The following is a 21984-nucleotide window of genomic DNA, read 5'->3' as shown; positions in this document are numbered from 1 at the left end:
TACCAAACGCAGCCATAAAACCCACCGCATCTCCTATGTTACGCACCACGTAGTTGTTGAATAAGATCTGCGAGCGAATTCGTAACAAGCACTATAGCCTACGCACGGAGCAGGTCTATGGTAACAGCGCGGCAATCCCATGTTGACCGTCGCAGGCAACACAGGCATTGATCAGGCGGCGCCCTCAGCCTGCCAGCGATACAGCAGCAATTCTTCGGTCCGGCTGGCACGTGTGTGGGCAGGCGCGTGAGCACGTCCTTCAGGTAGAGGCATAGGGGCCATGCCCGTTCAACCCCGCTCCCGCTCCGCAGAAGAACGCCTTCGTAGCGGCAGAGTCTAGGGGCTGGGTTTGGTGTGCATCGCTCCATCGGCAACCAAGCTCGAGAGCTCGCCGTCCTGATGAAGCTCCCGCAACACAGCAATGAGGTCTTCGGCTTGGCGATGGGGCGCCCCTGTCCCGGTCGCGCCGCCTTTAAGCGGGAGCTCTGCACCAGCTTGATGCTCTTCGGACTTGACCAATGTACTGTATTTATATACAGTTACCTCTATGGAAGCATCACCCATACCAAAACCCTCTCCGGGATCTGTATGCGTGACAGGCCGCCAGCGCGGTCTCAATCAGGCGTTGGAGGTACCCACATGCAAGCATAAGGTGAGAGCTTCTAAAGGCAAGCGCATCTATCGCCTCCCGACTTTGATTCATTGCAGCTTAGCGCCCCTTGCTCTACTGGCGGCTTTCATACGTAACAGCTTTGATACAGTCCTGCCCATCGACTTAAAAAGGTGGAGCGTTGACTGCATGGAAACCCAAAAGCTCACGATCGACTTACTTTCGAAACGCCAAGATGTCCTGCCATATGTTGCTCAGGTGGTTGAGGCCGCTGAAACTGTCCGTGATGCGTTGGGTTGGTTCCCGTTCAAGGTCTACAACGAAGCTGCAACCGGTGAACGGCTTATCGTGGCGGTTGCTCGCCAAGCTAATGAGGCACGTTATGCGGGGCACCTTCTGTTTGCTACGCGGTTTCCGCGGGGCTACGTCATGCAGATCCATGTCGATTCGAGGTGCCGCCGCCACAACGTCGCAAAGACAATGCTCGACTCGCTCAAGGCACATTTGAGCGCGTTGAACTACATCGCCATTGATGCTCGGGTCGCTGAAGACCTTCGCTCCTCCCAGGAGTTTTGGCAAAGCCAGGAGTTCTATGCATATCGCACCACGCCAGGAGGGAAGACAAGGGGCCGGACGCTGGTGGTGCGCAGCCACGAACTACCGACCCAGCAGCTTTTTGCGCCCAGTGGACTGAACCATCGAGATCCTCTGGGCCTTGCTGTCGAGCCCTCTGCAGCCACCAAACTCTATCTGCTGGACCTTAACGTCATGTTCGACCTGGGTCCGCGCAGAGCACGGCATCAGGATGTTGTCGACCTGTTTGCGCTAGAGCGCTTGGGCGTGTGCCGCCTCGCATTGAGCACCGAGTTTGATACAGAGCTCAAGCGGTCGGCAACAAGCGGAAAGACCGACCCCATGCAGGGTCTAGGACAAGTTTTCCCGAAGTTCGCAGTGCCCCCTGGCGATGTCATGACGCAGCTCACCAACGAACTTGCTCCCGTTATTTTTGCGGAGCGTTTCGCAGCAGGTGCCCTGACAGCAAACGACCTCTCTGACCTGCGGCACCTTGGCACAGTGATACATCACAAGTTAGCAGGGTTGGTGACCAGCGATGGTTCCATTCGCGATGCATCGGCCATGCTTCGCCTGCGGTATGGAATCGAAGTGCTCTCCCCATCTGCGTTTCAGATTTTGGGGGAGATTGACCCGGAGCTTGGCGCCATCACAGCCAGCACACGTGACACGCTGGAGCTGAAGGAGCTCACCTGTGGCAACGAGGTTGCGGTCCGCGAACTCCTTGCGCGCCTGGGCGTAGCTCTGGTTGATCAGTCCACTGCCTGGGCTGCAGATGATGGCAACAGCCGGGCCCGCCATCGCTACATCGTTGTGCAAGAGGATCAAACTATTGGGTATCTGATGTGGCCCAGTGGTCTCAGAGGAGGCACTTGCGATGCCTACCTCGCGGTCGATGAACGGGTTACGTGCGCACATGACGCAGCACGCCTGATGCTCGTTCACTTGATGGGAAGGGCTGAAAAAGAGGTTCAACGCATTCGGCTGAACCTCGCTCCCCAGCAGGCGTCTGTCAGGGAGGTTGCACTTGAGATCGGCTTCACCGGCACGAACAAGGCGCAGGAGCTGCACAAGGTATCGCTCTACAGCGTGGTCCTTGCCCAGAACTGGTCTACACACCGCTCGAAACTTCAAAGCGCGAGCGAAATCGGCCTGCCAACGTCGATGCCGATTTTCCGAGATCCAGACCAATACATCGAACTCACTCGGCCCGATGGTCAACGCACCCAGCTGACAGCTTTCGCTTTGGAAACTTTGCTCTCGCCAGCGCTGATTTGCATGCCTGGCCGACCTGGGGTGCTCGTGCCTATCCTGCGAGACTATGCAGAACATTTGCTGGATCACCTAGATCAGATGCAGCTGCTGCCGAGCGCCAAAGCTCTGCTCTACCAGCAACGCCACTATTTGAGTTCGCCGCAGACCCTAAAGGCGTTCCGACGTGGGAGCTTGATGTTCTTCTACGAATCTGGGCGCCACAAAGGACTCAAAGCCGTGGTGGCTGTTGCACGGGTGACAAACGCTTACCTGAGTGCTGAGGGGATGGTCGACAAAGGGGACTTGGACCGATCGGCGCTTGAGGAAGTCGATCTATCAACCATCGGCAAGTCAAAAATCAAGGCCGTCGTGGCCTTCAGCAACCTTAGAAAACTGCCAAACCCTGTGCCGCTGGCGCGCCTTAAGAGGCTCGGTTGTGGCGAGCCTACCCAACTGCTGACAAGTCGATCGCTCACATCCGAGCAGATCGAAAACATTCTCCTCGAAGGATTTCCGCATGAACGCCCCGCATAACTTCCTGATCTCTCTTGAAGAACGGCATGCGAACAGGATTCTGCAGGGCACCAAAACCGTTGAGCTCCGTCGTCGGCCTATGCACGTAGCCCTTGGATCAACGGTCTGGTTCTACGTAAAGATGCCGGTCGGCAGCATCGTCGGCTGCGCCACTGTCACAGGCCTGCACACGCTCGCCCCCAGCACACTGTGGAGGCGATTTGGCACCGTATCGGGCCTCAAGCGCCAAGAATTTTTCGAATACTTTTCAGGTATTTCGAAAGCCTTTGCATTGGGCCTGAGTGAGCCTACTGAGCTCACGTCCCCCATCCCGCTGAGCAAGCTGCGCGACGTGTCGGGAGGCTTTCACCCACCACAGTTCTTCGCCAATGTCGCAAATGATGGACCTTTACTGCACGTGATGAGCCAAGCTCTTCACGGCAGGCCCGCGACGTCGCAAAATCTGCAGACTGAGCTGGAACTGGCCTGAGGCGCCCCATGGAAACAAACGCCTCAAACACCCTCAGGCTCTGCTACGGCCTGAGCGAGCTTGCGTTTGCAGTATGGAACCATCTGCGCGATGAGATCTTTACAAACCTCGAAAGCATTCAACACCTCAGAGGGTGAGGTGCCGGGTGTATAGAACTTCCCGCCTTCCTCGATCAGGCCTAGCTTGGGGCGAGCACCGGCAACTGCGGAAGTCATCTCGCTGATGGGAAATTCTGGCGGTATGCCTGGATAGTTGGCTCGCTCAATGGTCTTGTCCGCTCCTTGCAAGACTCCCCTAGAAACGCATCTGGCACAGAAGTGCAAAAAAACTGATTTCGGGCTGTGGACTTCTGCCCCGATGCGCCCAGCTTACTTGGCTTTGAATCGGACCGTGATGACCTTGCCTTCAGCCGTGGTCACCGTCGCAACGACGCGAGCACCAGACACCAACTTCGTCGTAGCCTCGAGCTTGTTGCCCCCGACCGGTTTGAGTTCGACCTCGCTCTTCTCGGTGCCATTCAGAATGGCCAGCTTGCCACTCATTTTGCTGGCGTCTGCAGGCGCATCGTGGTCCACGATGTACAGCGCAGCCTTATCGCCTTCGTTCGCAAGCTCAAACGACAGGTCGCTAGCGGTCTGAACCACGCCTCCATATTGGGCCTTGCTAGGGCCATGGGCGGAAGCATTGAAGGCCAACGCAGACAAGCCGAGCATGACGGCCAGGGCAGTTTTACGATTCATCATTTCCATCTCCAAGTTTCAAGTTGACCGCAAGTTGAGGCTGCGGTGTCGCCTATCTGAGTGCACGCGTCAGTACGCGTGTTGAACGTCGTGAGATTCTTCCGGTTGGTCGGTGATGAGACGCTCTGTCGCCTTGCGACCGAACCGCAGGTACATCAGCGGTGTCATCAATGTGTCGAGTAGCGTTGAACTCACCAAACCGCCGAAGATGACGACAGCCACTGGGTGCAGAATTTCCTTGCCGGGTGCGTCGGCAGACAGCAGCAAAGGAGTCAGAGCAAACGCGGCAACGAGCGCAGTCATCAGGACTGGAGTCAATCGTTCCAGTGAGCCGCGTACAACCATGGCCTGGTCAAACGTCTCCCCCTCGAACTTGCAGAGGTTGATGTAATGGCTGACCTTGAGGATGCCGTTGCGCGTCGCGATGCCGGCCAGCGTGATGAAGCCCACCATTGAGGCAACAGAGAGGCTGATGTCTCCAATCCACATGGCGACCACACTGCCTATCAAGGCGAGGGGGATGTTCGCCATGATGATGGCCGCCAGCGTGACAGACTTGTACCGGGAGTACAGGACCAGGAACACCAGCAACAGGGACAGCACGGATAGACTGGCAATCAGTTGCGCGGCCTGCTCCTGAGCTTGGAACTGTCCCTCAAGGCTGATGAACGCGCCAGCCGGCAGCGTCACCCCGCCAATCACGCTCCGGATATTGCTCACGATGGAGCTCATATCGTTGCCATCCGTGTTCGCGTAGACAACAATGCGGCGCCTCCCGTTCTCCCTGCCAATCTGGTTTGGGCCGTCGTTCTGCTCGACCGTCGCGATGGAAGACACAGGGATACGTCCCGACGGAGTATCGATGAGGGTACGCTCCAGGTCCTGGGGCGTTCGAGCCCCATCTGGCAAACGCAGCACCAACTCGTACCGCTTTACGCCATCGACAATTTGCGCGCTGTGTGCTCCATCTGTCAGGGCTTGGAGGATACGGACGGCTTCCCCGGGAGAGATGCCTGCCTGCGCTGCCTTGCGCTGGTCGATGCGCACCGTGATTTGGGGAATAAGCACCTGTTTCTCAACAGACAAGTCCACCACGCCAGGAATGGTCGACATCCCCAGGCGTAGTTGCTCCGCCAAACCACGTAGGGTGTCAGTGTCGTCACCGAAAACTTTGACTGCAATCTGCGCGCGAACGCCCGACAAGAGATGGTCCAACCGGTGTGAGATGGGCTGGCCAACGGCAACTTGCGCGGGCAAGACGGAAAGCTTGCCGCGGATGTCAGCCATGATGGCTTCTCGGTCCCGCTGACTACGGCGAAGGTCGACATCGATTTCTGCAGAGTGCACACCCTCCGCATGCTCGTCCAGCTCCGCACGTCCGGTACGACGCCCCACCTGCGTTACCTCTGGAACCTCCTTGATGAGTGTTTCAGCCAGTGAGCCCATCCGGTTAGCCTCTGCCAGTGATGTCCCGGGGTTGAAGACCATTCCGAGAACCAGGGAGCCTTCGTTGAAAGCCGGCAGAAACGCCCTCGGGAAGAATGGCACGCTCGCTGCTGCACCGGCAACGGCCAAAGCTGCCGCGCAAAGCAGTATCTTGGTGCGCGGAAAGGACCAGCTCAGCAGCGCCTCATCCCAGCGCTTCAAATGCGTGACCAATGTGCTGTCACCATGGTCAATACGGCGCATCTTTGGCAGCAGGTAGGAGCTCATCACCGGCGTGACGGTCATGGACACCAGCATCGATGCCAGGATGGAGACGATGTAGGCAATGCCCAGCGGTGTGAAGAGCCGCCCTTCGATGCCGGGAAGAGCGAACAGAGGAACGAACACCAGACACACGATGATGGTGGCGTAAACGATGCCTGAGCGCACTTCGATACTGGCGTGGCGTACCACCTCCATGGTCGACAGTGGCCTGGGCAACTGGCGGTTCTGCTTCAGCCGTCGCAGGATGTTTTCCACGTCCACGACAGCATCGTCGACCAGCTCGCCAATGGCGATGGCCAGGCCTCCCAATGTCATCACATTGATGGACTGTCCGAGCAGCTTGAAGACTACCGCCGTCACCGCCAGCGAGAGCGGGATGGCGACGAGGGAGATAAGTGTGGTCCGCGCTGATAGCAGGAACGCAAAGAGCACGATGGCTACCATGATGGCGCCGTCACGGAGCGCTTCACTGACGTTCCCCACGGACGCCTTGATGAAATCCGCCTGCTTGAACAACACACGCGGCTCTTGCAGGCCAGCTGGGCGGCCTTGCTTGAGCTCTTCCAAAGCCGACTCGATGGCTTGCGTCAGAACGACTGTGTCGCCCGCAGGTTGCTTTTGCACACTGACGACCACAGCAGGCGCGCCGTTGTAGCCGCCATCACCACGTTTCATACCAGCGGCAAAGGAGACCTGTGCAACCTGCTCCAAGAGAATGGAGCGACCGTTTCTCCATGCAACAGCAATGCCCTGCAAGTCTTCAACACGGTTCGTTCGTCCTACATGCCGAATGAGGAACTCACGACTGTTCAGGTCGATAAAGCCGCCCCCCGCATTGGACGAGAACCCGCGCAAGGCGTCCTCGACCTCCGTGAGCGACACTCCAAACTGCGCCATCCTTGCGGTGTCGGGCTCGACCCGGAGCTGACGTACATCGCCCCCGATGGGGATCACCTGTGAGATGCCAGGAATCGACAACAGCCGTGGTCGCAGCACAAAGTCGGCGTACTCCCGTGCCTCCATCGGCGTGGCCGTTCCTCCCTCAGTGCCCTGCAGCGGAAGCGCGAGCAGCATGATTTCGCCCATGATGGATGAGACTGGCCCCATCATCGGATTGACGTCGGCAGGGAGTCGCTCGCGAGCGAGTGAAAGTCTCTCCGATACCAACTGTCGGTTGCGGTATACGTCGGTGCCCCAGTCGAACTCTGCGTAGACGATGGACAGACCCACTCCGGACATGGAGCGAACCCGTGTCACGCCGGGCATCCCGTTGAGCGCCGTCTCCAACGGAAAGGTGACGAGTTGCTCCACTTCTTCAGGGGCCATGCCGCCGGCCTCGGTGAGGACGGTGACAAGCGGCTTATTGAGGTCCGGGAACACATCCACCGGCGTGCGCCAAGCGGTAATGGCTCCATAGACCAGCAAAATGGCCGCAAAGACCAGTACGAACAGCCGGTTGTGGAGGCTATTTCTAACGACCCAGTTGAACATGAGTGTGTCTCCTGGGCTCAGCGGATTTGTGCAATCAGCGGTGCACCCTGGACCACGACCCGGTTGTCGCTGCCCAGACCTTGCGTGACCACCACGCGCTGGGCATCCAAGGGGCGAAACTGCACTGGCTGCGGTATGTACCGCTCGGCTCCGGACTTAATCCAAACGACGGGCTCATTCGCAGCGTTCCGGGTAACAGCTTGCGCCGGCAGGACATAGCCCTTGGTCGTGTCTTTGCGGGTGGCCAGCACTGTGACCGGCTGACCCACAGCCACGGCAAGCGCCTGCTTGGAGCTCAATCGGAACGTGAGTGGCAACACGCCATCGCGCAAGGCGCGCGCGGCTCCAATGAGTTGGAGTTCGGCATCTGGAATGCCTGACAAGGAGGCGGAGGACAGCTTGCCCGCCAGCGCTGCATCGGCTGTCGATGCCTCCACCAGTACACGGCCCGGGTCAACAATCTCATACACCACATCGCGTGGCTCAATGAACTGTCCTGCCACGGCATCCGCGCGGGAGATCACTCCGGTTATCGGAGCCACCAACCTCTCCCGTGTGCTCAGGCTGGCCCCCACTGCGGATGACCGAGCTTCCAGACCTGAGCGTTCCGCTCGAGCTGCGTCAATGTCTTTGCGAGGTACAGACCCTTCGAGGCCTTCAAGCCGTTTGACTCGTTGGCGAGCCAATTCCAGGCCGCTGCGGAGCTCTGCCAAGGCTGCATGCTGGTTCGCCAGTGCGATGGGGTCTGGCTGGTGCGCGACAACGGCGAGGACATCTCCTTTGCGTACCGCTTGCCCCGCGACAGGCAACCCTCTGGGACCTGCCTCAATGCGGCCGCCCAGCGCCGTCTGCACTCGACCACCTGCATTGGGGTCCATGACAATGCGAGCAGGCAGTTGCACCGTCACGCCGGCATCCTGCTCGGTGATGAACGTGGTCCGAATCGCCAATCGTCGTTGGGCGAGCATCGGTACGTTGACGCTACCGTCAGGCAATCGGCTCAGGCTATTGGACGTTGTGGGGACGGAGGGGCCGTCAAGGTGCTCGCCATTGGGGCCATGCGCACCAGGAGCGGCGTGAACGGAGGCGCACAGTGCGACCATGAGAGCTGAAAGGAAGTACTTCATTGGGAAACTCCAGCCTTCTTGGCGGTAGCTTTCCGACGCATGACTGCCCAGCCAATCAAGAACAAAAGTGCCAGGCCTGCAACGATGGCAGCCTTGATGGCGTTTGACATGTGGTGACCGTGGCCGTGTTCGGCACTTTCTGACAGAACAACCAGCGTTCCGTCGAGCAGGTCTGCCTCATTGCCTGCCGTGACCATGATGACCATCGCGTGCTCACCAGGGGCGGCAAGCGCTTTGAGGAAGGCCTCGTCAGCGACTGCATAGTCCCCTTGGTCTGCATGGAATGGCGCGGTGGCCTTGAGGTTGCCCAGCTCCAGTTCCACCTGCGCATTCAGCACGGGCTCGTTGGTCTCATACCGATTGATGAACATAGAGAATTCGCTAACGCTGAGACGCCCAACCATTTCGAACGACTCGGAGCGTGTCTCCAGGCGCGGAGCGCTGCTGCCCTGGACCTGAGTAGCGGGCCCGTCAAGATGCTCGCCATTGGGACCATGGGCACCAGGGGCCGCGAGACTGACATCGGCGAATGCAAACAGGGCTGCAGCAACGTACCCCATGCAGTGTTTTTTGAAATTCATGGGGTAACTCCTAGCGCTTGCAATACCTTGGCACGGGCAAGACCAACCGCCGCCTCCTGGCGCTTGGCTGCTGCGGCAGCGTCCTGCGCTGCGGACAGGGCCCTCAGCGTCTCAGGCAGCGCGCCTTCACCAGCCGCGAATGCCCGCTCCATCAGTTGGGCCCGCTCAGACAACAGGGCCGCCCGCTTGCGGTCGTCTTTCAGTTGTCGTTGTGCGTTGGCCTCGGTCAACCTTGCCGTTGTCAGTGCCGCCTGTTGCCGGTCCTTGAACTGGCGCTCGGCCGCCTCAGCGACATTGAGCGCTGTCATTGCCGCTTCGACCAATGGCGCGTTGCGTTTGGATGCTCCGAGGGGAATGCGCACGGCCAGTCCAAACGAATGGCTGCTGGCCTCGGCTCGGCCGGAGGTGTCTTGACGGACTCGGGCAATGAGCTCCGGTGATGCCGTCGACGACGCAGACACTGCCTTCAGGCGGCGTTGCGCCGCTTCGACATGCAACCGGGCGAAGCGCAAGGCTGGATGCTCTTCCGGACCGATGACATCAGGCTCAAGCGTCGGTTCCGGTATTGCGGTCAAGCCTGTTAGCACTGACCACTCCTGGGTTGCAGCCTGGAGTTGCTGCTCTGCGGCCAGAACAGCAGCTTGCGCTCCTAGCATCTCTGCTCGCGCCGCCAAGCCATCGGCCCGAGCCAACTCTCCTGCGTCGACTCTTCTCCCAACGTCCGCACTGAGGGACCGCAAGGCTGACTGCCGTGCCTTGGATACCTCTAGCTCGGCTCGCTGGATTGCGATGTTCCATGCTGCCTCGCGTACGGCGCCTGCCGTACGCAATCGGCCCGCTGCTATGGATGCTTCTGCGGCATCTCGGTCTGCCTGCGCTGCGTCCAGGCGGGCGCCGCGCTGTCCAGGCCTCCACAACGGAAGCGCTATGCCGAGTTCGGTCTCCTTCGCTCCGCGGTTCGATTGCAGCCGGTCGTCTCGGTGGCCAATCTCAAGTGTGGGAGCGGCTGACCAGAAGGACCTGGCGACCTCCAGCTCAGCACCTGCACGACGGACCTGGCCAGATGACTCCTGTGAGTCGGTGGTGCGCTGCCAAGCCGCATCAACAGCTTGCGACAACGTCACATATTGGGCGTTGGCAAAGGGCATGCCAGCGCCCAGGCCGATGGCGATGCCAAAGGCCAATAAAACGGATTTCAAGGTACACCTCGTGACTTAAAGCAGTGACGAGCACGCGTTCAAACGCGCACGCCACGGGCTCGGCAAGCCATCAGGCATGCCGACCAATAAGTTCAGAGGAGGAGACGGGGAGGTCTTCGCAATCGGTGCGGAGACGGGCTGGGGAACGCAGCGTCGTGCAGCGTCAGCACCTGCCCAGCATCTGCAGGAGGAAGACTGAGAGACATGGAGGGCAGCAGGGCCGAGAGGCTCAACACTGCGTCCAGAGCGACGTGCTGGCTGGCGTCGTCCGAATCAGCTTCGTGGAAGGACCCATCATCGTGATGATGGTGTCCTGCCTCAGACCAGTGCATGAGCGTGTGCTCGAAATCCTCTCCATAGACAGCCGAGCCTGCTATGGCAAGACTTTGCCAGAGCATCCCGAAGAGCACTGCTACGAGGATGAGTGATTTACGCACGGGGAGGGAGTCTACCTGTTCGTGTGCAAAAAGCTGTATGCCAATGACTCGCTAGGGCCATTTTGGCAAACGGGGTATGCCGAACATCGGGCAGGCCCTTCGGTGGGGGACCCTTAGGATTGAGAGCAATCAGCTCCAAAGTTCATCCCATGTCCGTCCGCTCAGCATCTCCTGCCCTGGCTGCGGCCCTCCTTTTCGGTGCCAGCACACCTTTCGCTAAGCTCCTCGTTGGAGATGTGCCGCCATTGTTGTTGGCGGGACTGCTGTACCTCGGAAGCGGCATCGGTCTTGGTGCATTGCTCGCCATCCGGCAACTTTGGGACAGGCCCGACCAAGCGCCGGCGGTTGGTATCTCGAAGAAGGACATCCCATGGCTCCTTGGCGCAGTACTGTTCGGCGGGATGCTGGGCCCGGCGCTTCTGATGTGGGGCCTTACCGAGACATCGGGTGCGACAGCATCTTTGCTTCTTAATGTCGAAGGGGTGCTTACCGCCGTGATTGCATGGGTCGTTTTCAAGGAAAACGCTGACCGGCACATCGTGCTCGGCATGGTCGCCATCGTCGTGGGTGGTGTGCTCCTTTCCTGGCAACCCGGTGGCGCTTCACTTTCGCCCCATGCATTGCTCGTCGTGGCTGCTTGCCTTTGCTGGGGCATCGACAACAACCTCACGCGCCAAGTGTCTTCGAATGATGCAATGGTCATTGCGTGCTGCAAAGGTCTGTTGGCCGGAGTCTGCAACACTGCGTTGGCTGTCTACATGGGAGCTCAGCAACCCGAGCCCGCAGCTGTCATATCAAGCATGGCTGTGGGGTTCCTGGGCTATGGACTCAGCTTGACTCTCTTCGTTGTCGGACTCCGAACCCTTGGCACCGCTCGTACCGGCGCGTACTTCTCCGTCGCACCGCTGTTCGGTGTGGCACTGTCGTTCGCCATTTTGCAAGAAGCGCCCTCCACGCTGTTCTGGGCGGCGGCAGTGTTCATGGGCATCGGCGTTTGGCTTCACCTGCGAGAGCGTCATGAGCATGAGCACTCGCATGAGCCGATCGTGCATACGCACAGCCACCGACATGATGAGCACCATCAACATGGCCATGGCGCTGAATGGGGCGGCAAAGAACCTCATGTCCATGCCCATACGCACGAGGTGCTGACTCACAGGCATCCGCACTACCCGGACATTCATCATCGGCATGTGCATTGAGCAATGCCTGCTCGACGTTGCGCAAGATTCTCGCATCGTGATTGCAGCCTCCTGTCCCGCAGGGGTAGAGGGTGTCACGCTCCAGCGCTGGAGATGCTCAATGGAGTTTCCAGCGCGCTCAAACGGTTGCTTTAGCCGCAAGCCGACGCTATGCCCGCGCCGGCTGTTCTTGGGTTAATTGGAAACTGGGATCCAGCATTCATGCGGCCTTCGTACGTCCGCGACGATCGATGGGCCTAGCTAATGTCGGAAACACAGGCAGACATCCGCCGCACGCAGCATCACCTGCTGTGCCGAGAGCAAATCGCACAGAGGATGGATGATTTAAAAAACGCAACCATCGGCGAAGCTCCCCGCCACTGCTACCTCTGACCGGCGCTAGATCTGAGACGCTTGAACGCGCCTCGGCTTGAGGCTGGGGTTTGTCTACTAGACCGGGACCACTCCATATGGCAGCGCTGCAGCTGTTCTTTGAGCTCCCGCTGAACGTCGGTATCGGACAGACCCGCCGTTCCGTCGCAGGCGATCGGGTGGTGCCGATACACCGCAGGCCAGTCTCCCCTATCAGGGACAGTCCAAACTGTTAGCCTATGGCTTGAGGCAAGTCTGCAGGAAGTCTGTGTGTGCAATCAGCGCTCGGTAGAGCGAGATGCGCCAGTTCAACGGTCCCAAAGTCTGCTCCCAATTCTTGACAAATTCTCCCAAAAACCGACGCAGCACCACTACAGTCTTCGCCTCTCTGGAAAGCGCAGCATTTCGAATGGCAAGGAACTCAGTGTGCGCCTGGTCCTTGTACCTTGCGAGCAAACCCAGCTTCTGGAAGTGATTCGAGACGAGCTGGAACTCAGCTGCTCCAAACCCAGCTGGACAGACTAACTGAAATATCGACACCGGGACGAGCTTGCCGTTCTTCACTGACCATTGAACCGTGACGTCGAGCATCGGCACTGCAGGCAAAGAGTCGAGATAAAAATTGATGAATGTCCGGGTGTTGTTGGGCTGCAGCCAGATATCGGCCTTCTTGCCATTGCAGACGCCACAGCACGGCACCAAGTTGTACGAGTGGACGCTGTACTCGGGGAACTTCTCTTTTGGCAAATAGTGGTCAAACTGCCTGGGGCCACCGATGCCGCAGTAAGGGCAAACCTCTCGAATGCCTTCCGGCTGGCTGTCTAAAATCAGCGTCTTCAGTTGCTGCAGAGCCTTGGCCGTGGTCTCATAGCAGTGCAGCAGGTCTTCACGTTCAGTCTTCGTCCAAGTGCCCTGAGCCACACCACTGATGTCCGCCACTGTATAGGCAGCCTCAAAGACTCCATAGTGAGCTTGGACTACCGGTAGCATGTCCGTCAATCGGGCGCCTCGGTCACCGCTTTTCCCATCGACGATACCGGAAAAATGCTCTCTCGGGAGACCGGCTGCAAGGGTAAGCTTATGCATCCCCGTCCTCGTACAGCGAGGCAAGGTACGCCGTTGCGTGCAGGCTTAGCTGTTCGTCGAACATCTTGGCGACCGTGTCGAAATCGTGTTTCTTGGCCAGCGCCTGTAATGTCTTCTTATAGAAATTTGGAATCTCGACAGTCTCAAACACCAGGCGGGTCAGCTCGGCGATATTCTCCCCAAATGACTCATGGCCGAGGGGACTGCCAGTGGTGATGTTGCCTTCACGCTCAAACCGAATGACCCGCTTGCGGGGAACCTCCTGGATCACCACCGGTGAATGGGTCGCGATGATTGCGTACGAGTCGAACTCCTTCAGCAGTGCCTGCAAGGTCTGCATCAGCAGCGCAACTGCATTGGGATGCAGGTGAATTTCGGGCTCGTCGAAGATGACCAGCGACCCTTCCTTGAGGTAAGCCAGTGCAGCCGAAATGAAGTAGGCCAGGATGGACTGCCCGGAGCTCATGGTGGGCGGCAGGCTCTTCTCAAGCTCCTCGATGTGCTCCGTAATGGAGATAATTTTCTTCGGAACGCCCATTACGTTCGCAACGTGCTGCTCCCAATGGTCCTCACGGTCTTGTTCAACGATGCGCTTTAGGTACTCAAGGTGCTTCGCTTCAAGTGCTCGCCTAGAAATTCCGCCGCTGTCATCACGCACCCCGCAGTAGATATAGCTGAAGTACTTCTCCGGCTCGGGGCGCTGGAACTTGTCGAATGCGCTGAAGGACAACGCGATGACTCGTGAGAAAAGAGGTCTGGCAGGCTCAAAAGCAGACTCTACTTGGCTGGCTGTCTCTATCGACACCCGCTTTGTCGTCGCAAGGTCTCGTGCAAGCTGGGCTAAAAATTGAGTCTTCCCCACTCCGTTGCGACCAATGATCGCGAGGATTCGGCCTGGCACAGGGTCATCTGGCTGAAGGTCCACGTCTATGGACACTCCCTCTTCAGCGCCTGGAATCTTGCCCGAGTACATGAACCTATAGCCCTTCTCCAAGGGCCGCTCCTCAAGCGTTGCCAGTCCGTCGCGCAAAGCTAGCTTAGCATCATTGAATCGAATCAGCGAATTGCGGAAGCCACTCGACGTTTCGATTTCATCGAGCAACTGCGGCTTCACGACGACGTCGTTCAAAGCATCCAATACCTTGCGATGGGTTTTCGGGAGATGCTTGCGCATGTTCTCGTAGTACTCCAAGTCCTGACCAAGGCTAAAGAACTCAGGACCAAGAGAAGGGAACGAATCGGGGATCTTGGTGTTCCGACTGTTGGTCTGGAGAATCTTCACATCCCCAAGAACTTCTTTGCCCCCGCTCTTTTTGAACAGACAGAGGTGGTACAACGTCTCGAAGTTGTAGTCGTCCCAGTTGTCTACGATGTAAACGACACACGGGAGTTCTGCTCCCTGCGGCAGGACGTAGTCGCGGTTTTTAGTACTCTTGTAGAAATTCATCTCTCCTCCCTAAATTTTATTATATCTGGGCTTAAGACTGGCGAACACCACCGATCCACGAAGCGCGCGCAGATGACCGCTGCCGCCAATTTCAGCAGCGCTTCGTGGATATCCAGCCGTCGTTCAAAGCGGATTCGCAGCTTGCCAAAGCCTGCAAACCAGCTGTGCATCCACTCCACCACCCACTGGTGTTTGCCCAGGCGCTCGCTGCTCTCAATGCCTCGTCTGGCAATGCGGCCAATGATGCCCCGCTGCCTCAGGTGGGCTCGGCATCGCTTGAAGTCGTAGCCTTTGTCGGCGTGCAGCTTTGCCGGTCTTCTACGGGGACGTCCTGGCAGGCCAGCAATCGCAGGAGTCGCGTCCACGCACTTCTCGAATATCGTGGAGTCGTGCCGGTTCGCGCCGCTGACCAAGATCACCAGCGGGATGCCTCTGGCATCTACGACGATATGCCGCTTGGAGCCGAGCTTGCCTCTGTCAGTGGGGTTTGGGCCCGTTTCCTGCCCCTGGGGCTTGGTACCGAGGAGTCATCAATGCTGGCCCGGCTCCAATCGATTTGGTCATGTTCACGCAAGCAAGTCTGCATGGCTTAGTGCAGCGGCTCCCAGACACCAGCGGCGTTCCAGTCGCGCAAGCGCCCCCAGCAAGTCATGCCGCTGCCGTAGCCCAGCGATTGGGGAAGGTCTTCCCATGGAATGCCTGTTTGCGGCACGAACAAGATGCCGTTGAGGACGGCTTCATCGCTGACTGCGAGTTTGCGCGCATCGCCTTTGGCAGAAGGCACGAAGGCTGGGATCAGGGGTTGTAGCTGTAGCCACAGTTCTTTGCTTACGGGTCGTCATGCCATGAGGGCAGCGAGCGTAACTGCTCTGCGGGGGCCTGTGACGAAGTGGTGTTAGCCACTCTTTAGCATGTTTACGACTTTAATAAATCAAAACACCGGCCATCTCGCGGCGCGTACTGCACAGCATCCATGCTTTTTCCTATAATGCAGCGCAAAGAGATGGCGTGCCTCTAAAACCGCCGCACTAGTGCGGCTGATGACGCCTACAGAACCTGGCTTGTTCAGGGCTGTAGGCGCTCGCGCATGCAACTCGTCGTTGGTCAGGCCGATTAATTCGAGCTACCTGACCAATGCGCAAATTCCCCCATTTCGAACAGCTTGAACTGCTTCCCTATCTGGGCAAGTGGTTCATCTTCGCCACCCTCGTGGCGGCCCTGGCCGGCACCGCTTCCGCGTTCTTCTTGCTGTCCCTGGACCTGGCGACGGCCTGGCGTGAGGCCCATCCCTGGATCATCTGGCTGCTGCCCTTCGCAGGCATGGCAGTGGGCCTCGTTTACTTCCTGTTGGGCAAGCGGGTGGACGGCGGCAACAACCTGTTGATCGAAGAGATTCACGACCCCAAGCAGGTGGTGCCGTTACGCATGGTGCCGCTGGTACTGGGCGGCACCGTCATATCCCATCTGTTCGGCGCATCAGTCGGGCGCGAGGGCACCGCCGTGCAGATGGGGGGCGCTCTGGCCGACCAGCTGACGCATGTTTTCCGACTCCACCAAGACGATCGCCGCGTGCTGCTGATGAGCGGAATCAGCGCCGGCTTCGCTTCGGTCTTCGGCACGCCGCTGGCCGGGGCAGTCTTCGGTCTGGAGGTGCTGGCCATCGGCCGTATGCGCTACGACGCGCTGTTTCCCTGCATCGTGGCAGCCTTCGTAGCCGATCAGGTCTGCACCGCCTGGGGAGTCCACCACACCCACTACGCCATGAGCGCCGTGAACAATATCGATGCTTGGAGTGTGGTCGCCGTCATCATCGCCGGCATTCTCTTTGGCCTGGTCGGAATGCTCTTTGCCACCGCCGTGCACAAGATCGGCGCGCTGGTCAAACACCTGATCGCATACCCGCCACTGCGGCCTTTCTTCGGCGGCCTCGTCATCGCCACGGCGGTTTGGGCGCTCGACGCCTACCGCTACATCGGCCTGGGTATTCCGGACATCGCTCGCTCCTTCCAAGAGCCCATGCTGCCATGGGACTTCTTGGGCAAGCTGGTGTTCACGGTCGCCTCGCTGGGGACGGGCTTCAAGGGCGGCGAGGTGACACCGCTGTTTTACATCGGTGCGACCATGGGCAACGTCCTGGCGCCTTTGCTGCATATGCCGTTCGCGCTCATGGCCGCCATCGGCTTTGTTGCAGTATTCGCGGGGGCGGCGAACACGCCCATTGCTACTACCTTGATGGCGATGGAGCTGTTCGGCGCTGGCATCGGACCACTGGCGGCTATCGGCTGCGTCACCGCCTACCTGTTCTCCGGGCATGCAGGCATCTACCACGCCCAGCGCATTGGCCACAGCAAGCACCACAGGCGCAGCCTGACCGGGGCCGAAGTTCCACGCCGCGATGTGGAGGCAACCAAGACCAAGGATCCAGCATGATGAGCACCAAACCGGCCACGCTGGCAGCTCTGCGTCTGTACTTCCCGGGCGCTAGCACGGCCAAGGCCACGCGCTTCTGGCACCGCCTGAGCGCGCCTGCGCTGGCTCATCACCTGCTGGTTGCAGCAAAGAACGCGCACATCCGCCAGGCCATGCTGCATCGGGTCAGCTCGGGCTACCTGCCGGGCGAACGTCTCTCGCACAGCCATGCCGAAGTGCTCGACATGCGACATCCTCAATGCCTGGAACTGCTGGACTCTGAGCAGCGCTTGCGCGCCTTTATGCATGAGCACGCAGGCGAGCTGAACAAGGTGCACGCGGTCTTGCTTCTGGCCGAGCTTCCGCTTGGGCCGTTCCGGTTTCCGGGGGAGGCGCGCCGGGGTACCAAGCCGCCGCCGGATGAACAATGACGGCGAGGTGAGCGGCAATTGTTCGTTGTGAACCTGTTGTTGGTGCACAGATTCTGAGCGGCTGCAGCGGCTCGCATGCAGACCTTCACGAGCCCTTGACGGCCGCGGCGCATCAGCCCAGAGCCCCGTGCTTTCGCCGATCGCTCACTCCTCCCCCGTTCGGGAGGGGGCACAAACTAAAGTGCAGTGGCGCACCGAGTGCTCAGAGCCATTACGCACGTGCGCTTTCGGGTGAAGATTGGCTTCATCAGCGTTGGAGGTCCTGCTGGCCAGATTTCCACATGCAGGAGGAACTGGTGGGCTGCCGCCGCTGGATTTCCAAGAAGCGGTTCCTGCATGCGCTGAACTACAGCATGTTGCTGACCGGTCCGGACGCGCACCAGCTGGAGATCTACATCGGTTGGCTGTTGCACCGCACCTGGGGCGTAATCTTGGCGGGCGCGCATTGGAAACATCGAGTCTCTACAGTTGCGAAATAAGAGCTGGGCTAGTTCTGTTGGCGAGGTTTGATTTAAGCGAGTGTGTGGGATCTGCGTCGATTTAATTGACTCAACTCTCTGCGAGGCAGCACAGTTACACCCAATATACGAAACGGCGCACCACTTTTTCGTTCAAGGCGCTTGTGTCTCTGAATCTCGAGTGGATGATTCCGGCTCCAATTCTTTGGCTGCGGGGACTTCTAAAATATATCCCACACCCCTTCGAGTATGGAGTAGCTTCAACTCATGATTGTCGTCTAGCTTCTTTCGTAGTCTGCGTACTGCAACATCAACCATATTTTTCGTAAATTCGCCTTCTTTCTTCCAAACATGTACCGCCAGATACTCTCGGGATAAAACCCGTCCTGATCGACGCATGAATTCCAATAGCAACGAAAACTCACCTTTGGTTAGGTCAAGTCTCTTACCACCACGTTCTGCTCTTTGTTTCGACAAATCAAGCACGAGATCTTCTAAATTATAAAACTCTCTGTTTCTCAAGTCGCGCAGCAAGCCGGCTTTGATTTTTTCAACAATTTTTATGATCTCTTCGTTGTTTTTGATACGCGACATTGATAATGTCTTTTTATCTCTTAAAAATAGCTGGTGGCCAGTGTTATGTGTGATTTTTGTGATGGCCGAAACTGGGAGATATTTATCAGGGCCTTGCCTGCAGAATAACTCTACCTTCTCCAAATATGACTGTTTCTCATAAACCAGTATGATGGCAATATTATTGCTTATGGCGAACTTCATACCTGAGTCATAGTCGATAAATTCTTCTATTGTGAGCTCGAAATTATGCAAAGTCTCTCTGAGATATTGTGGAAAATCTTCATAAGATCTAATTACAACTATTCGCATTTATACATTTGCACCTAGAAGGATTCTTTTAGGATTTCTTTTTGCACCTTTGCCCATTTAGCCCCCACTCTGGTGCTTTCTCTTTCTTGGGAAGACGCTGAAGAAAAGAAAATTTTCTCCTGTACATGCAACTTCTGGAGCAACCTCCTCAGTTGCAGCGATCTCGCTCTAAGCGATCCTTCAAATATCGTGCTCTCCAACGAATTAGATGTAAAAAGAGCTGATGCGATATCAAGGCAGTTCATCGCATAAGTGCTAGTTGCAGGAATAACTCTTGGTTCGGAGAGCTTTCCCTTCGCAACGAGGGTGTTCTTTTCTAAAACCAAACCCCATGGCCGAATGGTGGTTGTAATATTCATGGACAGGGCTTCGAGCTTTGTCAGTCCAAAAGCTCTTGCCAGTCGCAGTCGCATCGCCAGCATGGGAGTAACGCTTTGGATTTCTAATATTGCTGCTTCGGCATCTTCTTCTAAGCCAGAAACAGGAAGTACGAAGGAGCAAAGCAAAGTCTTAGCCAGTGAATCCCCTTTGTGGGCAGAAGAATGAAGTAACTTCATTCCGGTTGCCATTGAATCTATATCCAAGGATTCTCTGAGAATAATTATTCCGAGGCAGCGTTCTGCTTCTACAATTCCATGTTTTGCCGCCTTTTCGAGGCAAAATTTTGCCATTGTTGGATTTGCTACAGAGCTGCGGTAATCGGAGCAAATTCTAAATAGATGCAGCCAAGCGATAGACATGCCAGCATCGGCGCATCGCAAGAGGAGTGCAACGGATTTCCTGAGATTTTGTGAGCGCACAAGTCGATCCGCCGGTAAATGACCGCATGGATATCCGGCTAGTGATCTTCCCAAAATATGGCACGCATTGAGATCGCCATTTGCAGAGCATCGCTCTAAGCTCTGCTCGATCATACTCTTGGATAGACAACCCAAATCGCGCCTAAATTTCTCTGCATACGCAACAATGTCGCATATCAGCTGATGAAAAACTGGGTCAAGCGCAACAGATCGGCAGCTCATTGAGAGCATTGATATCATCTGTATGCTCTTGTCGAGGCGATTTTCATCTAGTGCGGATCGAGCCTCGCTTTCGATGACATAAGAGACATCTTTCGGATTAATAACACGTAGTGCATATAAGGATTCCAATATCTTGGAAACAGATGGAATTTGACTATCGATAGCATTGCTCTCAATAAGTCTGGTCTGGCATCGGCGTAGCCAGGAAATTCCCATATCTGGCTCGCAACGAAGAAAGTGCCAGGCTGACAACTTTAATCTAGCGATCTCATCCACTTCAGCAGCTTGCCTAAGAGCGAAAGCCAGGTCCTCGCTGATGAGCTCTCGGAGCGATAGATTTTTTGCTAAGCAGGAAGCAACTCTTTGTTCGGCTTTTGGGATCGCCAATCTGAGATAAGAAATCCCGATGGAAGTATTTTTGGCTATCCCAGGTGAGCCTGTTAAATATGCTTCACCAAGCTTTAAGCATGCCTCTGTATCCCCAGTCTTCGCAAGCTGCCTGAGCTGTAAATCCTCTCTCCGCATCACATCTCCCGGAATCACTATAAGTTGAGCAAAAAATCCGAATCCTAGTTTTTCAAAGACACTAACAAATTTGTGATGGCATATTCCACTCAAAAAAATGACATATTTGCAATTTTCATGAAACGCTATGCCTCGGAACTATCAGAAATCAGATCTGCAGCTTGAGATGTTGGAAAGAGGGTTCATGAACGATGGAAATGCGCAGTTTTGGCTTGCGCAAACATGCTCATTCCTTTTCACTGAGCGATATTTTTTTGTGTGACGTTTAGGATTCCGTTTGATGGCCTAAGCAGGCATCAACCTACCGCTTTCTTAAGGAAACTGATCATGAACCTCAAACATATAGTTGCGTTGTCGCTGGCAGGCATTGCTGCAAGTGCAAGTGCTCAATCCTCCGTCACCCTGTTTGGTATCGTTGACGTGAACACGCGTTACGTGAACAACAGCAATCTTCCAAGCAACCTGACGATGAACAACAGCGGTCTGTCGTCCGGCCGCTTCGGTTTTCGTGGCGTAGAAGATCTTGGCGGAGGCCTGAAAGCTGGTTTCTGGCTTGAGTCTGACGTTAATGCCGATACCGGCACCTTCAGCTCGACGGGAAAATTCTTCCAGCGTCGCTCGACGATCAGCCTGATGGGCAATTTTGGTGAAGTTCGCCTGGGTCGCGATTTCTCGCCTGCTTCCATCAATGCAACCAAGTTCGATCCCTTCAATGTGATCGGCCTGGCCGGCTCCAACGTCACCAGCCGCTTGCCTGGCACAATCGCGTCGTACTATCGTTACGACAATGCCATTCAGTACTTCTCTCCGAAGTTCGCGGGTTTCCAAGCGGAAGCAATGTACGCTATGGACGAAGATCCGCTGACCAAAGTTGGTCGACACATGGCTGGGCGTTTGGCCTATGACAACGGTCCTCTGAGCCTCTCGCTTTCGTACGGTGCAACCGATGTCACGACTGCTGGTGCCAAGCTCAAGCAATATGGTGCAGCAGCGTCGTACAACTTCGGTGTAGCGACTCTGATGGGTTATTTCCAGCGTGACGATCTGCCCTTTGGAACTTATGGCTCTCGTGCTGCGGGCTCAGAAGATCGCTGGCAAGTTGGTGTGACGGTGCCTGTGGGCAAGGACTACATCCGAGCTTCTTATGTGCGCACCGATTCGCGTAAGGGCCCCGTTGGGTACAACCAGAGCGATGCTAACAAGTACGCAATCGGCTACGTCCACAACATGTCGACTCGTACGGCTGTCTACGGCACTATCGCCCGTATCACGAACAAGGGTGGTGCGAACTTCAGCTTGGTCGGCGGGGCGTCTGGTCTGGCTGGAGGCGGTAGTTCTACTGGCGCAGAAGTCGGTATTCGTCATTCCTTCTAAAGAGCCAGGTTTTCAGTCTGCAATGTGACAGGAAAGTAACTGTCCAGCTTGCAAATTTAAATGTTGGCT

At 56.9% G+C, this 21984-nt stretch carries 15 protein-coding genes, 2 pseudogenes and 1 riboswitch; of the genes and pseudogenes, 7 read left to right on the top strand and 10 right to left on the bottom strand.

Annotated features, from left to right (window positions below; all coding sequences use genetic code 11):
* The first annotated feature begins 799 nt into the window (after window positions 1-799).
* Window positions 800-2971, top strand: coding sequence for a GNAT family N-acetyltransferase (locus PO605_RS06670; RefSeq protein ID WP_012203673.1), 2172 nt, complete (start codon window positions 800-802; stop codon window positions 2969-2971).
* A complete protein-coding gene (locus PO605_RS06665; RefSeq protein WP_012203672.1) occupies window positions 2955-3440 on the top strand; it encodes an ASCH domain-containing protein in 486 nt (161 codons plus the stop codon). The genes PO605_RS06670 and PO605_RS06665 overlap by 17 nt, the downstream gene beginning before the upstream one ends.
* Window positions 3441-3808: 368 nt before the next feature.
* Here the strand turns inward: PO605_RS06665 and PO605_RS06660 are convergent, their stop codons facing one another.
* The 5 genes from PO605_RS06660 to PO605_RS06640 form a co-directional block, all read right to left on the bottom strand.
* The gene (locus PO605_RS06660) at window positions 3809-4183 is read right to left on the bottom strand and encodes a hypothetical protein (protein WP_012203671.1); all 375 of its coding nucleotides are present in this window, start codon (window positions 4181-4183) and stop codon (window positions 3809-3811) included.
* Window positions 4184-4249: 66 nt separating this feature from the next.
* Window positions 4250-7381: an efflux RND transporter permease subunit gene (locus PO605_RS06655; RefSeq protein ID WP_012203670.1), complete on the bottom strand. Its 3132-nt coding sequence runs from the start codon at window positions 7379-7381 to the stop codon at window positions 4250-4252.
* A 17-nt stretch (window positions 7382-7398) separates the two neighbouring features.
* Window positions 7399-8508, bottom strand: coding sequence for an efflux RND transporter periplasmic adaptor subunit (locus tag PO605_RS06650; protein ID WP_012203669.1), 1110 nt, complete (start codon window positions 8506-8508; stop codon window positions 7399-7401).
* On the bottom strand, window positions 8505-9089 hold the full coding sequence (locus PO605_RS06645) for a hypothetical protein (protein ID WP_012203668.1): 585 nt from the start codon (window positions 9087-9089) through the stop codon (window positions 8505-8507). Before PO605_RS06645 ends, PO605_RS06650 begins: the two co-directional genes overlap by 4 nt.
* Window positions 9086-10288, bottom strand: coding sequence for a TolC family protein (locus PO605_RS06640; protein WP_012203667.1), 1203 nt, complete (start codon window positions 10286-10288; stop codon window positions 9086-9088). Before PO605_RS06640 ends, PO605_RS06645 begins: the two co-directional genes overlap by 4 nt.
* Before the next feature lie 586 nt (window positions 10289-10874).
* Between PO605_RS06640 and PO605_RS06635 the strand changes: the two genes are divergently transcribed.
* On the top strand, window positions 10875-11927 hold the full coding sequence (locus PO605_RS06635; protein ID WP_012203665.1) for a DMT family transporter: 1053 nt from the start codon (window positions 10875-10877) through the stop codon (window positions 11925-11927).
* A gap of 588 nt (window positions 11928-12515) precedes the next feature.
* Here the strand turns inward: PO605_RS06635 and PO605_RS06630 are convergent.
* The 3 genes and pseudogenes from PO605_RS06630 to PO605_RS06620 all read right to left on the bottom strand — a co-directional run bounded on the left by PO605_RS06630 (window position 12516) and on the right by PO605_RS06620 (window position 15631).
* Window positions 12516-13364, bottom strand: coding sequence for an HNH endonuclease (locus PO605_RS06630; protein WP_016453766.1), 849 nt, complete (start codon window positions 13362-13364; stop codon window positions 12516-12518).
* Window positions 13357-14811 carry an ATP-dependent nuclease gene (locus tag PO605_RS06625; protein WP_012203663.1) on the bottom strand — a complete coding sequence of 485 codons (1455 nt, stop codon included), beginning with the start codon at window positions 14809-14811 and terminating at the stop codon, window positions 13357-13359. Before PO605_RS06625 ends, PO605_RS06630 begins: the two co-directional genes overlap by 8 nt.
* Window positions 14808-15631, bottom strand: a pseudogene (locus PO605_RS06620) (IS5 family transposase). Before PO605_RS06620 ends, PO605_RS06625 begins: the two are co-directional and overlap by 4 nt.
* 170 nt (window positions 15632-15801) lie before the next feature.
* Window positions 15802-15868, top strand: a riboswitch (Fluoride riboswitch).
* Between the two features lie 77 nt (window positions 15869-15945).
* Between PO605_RS06620 and PO605_RS06615 the strand changes: the two are divergent.
* The 3 genes and pseudogenes from PO605_RS06615 to PO605_RS06605 form a co-directional block, all read left to right on the top strand.
* Complete coding sequence (locus PO605_RS06615) at window positions 15946-17241, top strand: voltage-gated chloride channel family protein (RefSeq protein WP_012203660.1); 1296 nt, start codon at window positions 15946-15948, stop codon at window positions 17239-17241.
* On the top strand, window positions 17241-17651 hold the full coding sequence (locus PO605_RS06610; RefSeq protein ID WP_017405063.1) for a DUF190 domain-containing protein: 411 nt from the start codon (window positions 17241-17243) through the stop codon (window positions 17649-17651). Before PO605_RS06615 ends, PO605_RS06610 begins: the two co-directional genes overlap by 1 nt.
* Window positions 17652-17837: 186 nt before the next feature.
* Window positions 17838-18091: pseudogene (locus tag PO605_RS06605) on the top strand (chromate transporter); the annotation flags it as partial.
* A 171-nt stretch (window positions 18092-18262) separates the two neighbouring features.
* Here the strand turns inward: PO605_RS06605 and PO605_RS06600 are convergent.
* Window positions 18263-18886, bottom strand: a complete 624-nt coding sequence (locus tag PO605_RS06600) for a winged helix-turn-helix domain-containing protein (protein WP_225971062.1) — start codon at window positions 18884-18886, stop codon at window positions 18263-18265.
* A 122-nt stretch (window positions 18887-19008) separates the two neighbouring features.
* Window positions 19009-20541: a hypothetical protein gene (locus tag PO605_RS06595; RefSeq protein ID WP_016453764.1), complete on the bottom strand. Its 1533-nt coding sequence runs from the start codon at window positions 20539-20541 to the stop codon at window positions 19009-19011.
* Between the two features lie 327 nt (window positions 20542-20868).
* Here PO605_RS06595 and PO605_RS06590 point away from each other — a divergent pair, with 327 nt between their 5' ends.
* On the top strand, window positions 20869-21915 hold the full coding sequence (locus PO605_RS06590) for a porin (RefSeq protein WP_012203653.1): 1047 nt from the start codon (window positions 20869-20871) through the stop codon (window positions 21913-21915).
* Window positions 21916-21984: the final 69 nt, after the last annotated feature.

Origin of the sequence: Delftia sp. DT-2 (assembly GCF_028401915.1) — a bacterium.
Lineage (GTDB): Bacteria > Pseudomonadota > Gammaproteobacteria > Burkholderiales > Burkholderiaceae_C > Comamonas > Comamonas tsuruhatensis.
This window is presented reverse-complemented; position numbering and strand designations above follow the sequence as displayed.

Excerpts from the sequence above, each read along its gene's own strand:
- PO605_RS06670 (WP_012203673.1), top strand. The coding sequence starts at position 800 with ATGGAAACCCAAAAGCTCACGATCGACTTACTTTCGAAACGCCAAGAT.
- PO605_RS06665 (WP_012203672.1), top strand. The coding sequence starts at position 2,955 with ATGAACGCCCCGCATAACTTCCTGATCTCTCTTGAAGAACGGCATGCG.
- PO605_RS06660 (WP_012203671.1), bottom strand. The coding sequence starts at position 4,183 with ATGATGAATCGTAAAACTGCCCTGGCCGTCATGCTCGGCTTGTCTGCG.
- PO605_RS06655 (WP_012203670.1), bottom strand. The coding sequence starts at position 7,381 with ATGTTCAACTGGGTCGTTAGAAATAGCCTCCACAACCGGCTGTTCGTA.
- PO605_RS06650 (WP_012203669.1), bottom strand. The coding sequence starts at position 8,508 with ATGAAGTACTTCCTTTCAGCTCTCATGGTCGCACTGTGCGCCTCCGTT.
- PO605_RS06645 (WP_012203668.1), bottom strand. The coding sequence starts at position 9,089 with ATGAATTTCAAAAAACACTGCATGGGGTACGTTGCTGCAGCCCTGTTT.
- PO605_RS06635 (WP_012203665.1), top strand. The coding sequence starts at position 10,875 with ATGTCCGTCCGCTCAGCATCTCCTGCCCTGGCTGCGGCCCTCCTTTTC.
- PO605_RS06630 (WP_016453766.1), bottom strand. The coding sequence starts at position 13,364 with ATGCATAAGCTTACCCTTGCAGCCGGTCTCCCGAGAGAGCATTTTTCC.
- PO605_RS06625 (WP_012203663.1), bottom strand. The coding sequence starts at position 14,811 with ATGAATTTCTACAAGAGTACTAAAAACCGCGACTACGTCCTGCCGCAG.
- PO605_RS06615 (WP_012203660.1), top strand. The coding sequence starts at position 15,946 with ATGCGCAAATTCCCCCATTTCGAACAGCTTGAACTGCTTCCCTATCTG.
- PO605_RS06610 (WP_017405063.1), top strand. The coding sequence starts at position 17,241 with ATGAGCACCAAACCGGCCACGCTGGCAGCTCTGCGTCTGTACTTCCCG.
- PO605_RS06600 (WP_225971062.1), bottom strand. The coding sequence starts at position 18,886 with ATGAAGTTCGCCATAAGCAATAATATTGCCATCATACTGGTTTATGAG.
- PO605_RS06595 (WP_016453764.1), bottom strand. The coding sequence starts at position 20,541 with ATGCGGAGAGAGGATTTACAGCTCAGGCAGCTTGCGAAGACTGGGGAT.
- PO605_RS06590 (WP_012203653.1), top strand. The coding sequence starts at position 20,869 with ATGAACCTCAAACATATAGTTGCGTTGTCGCTGGCAGGCATTGCTGCA.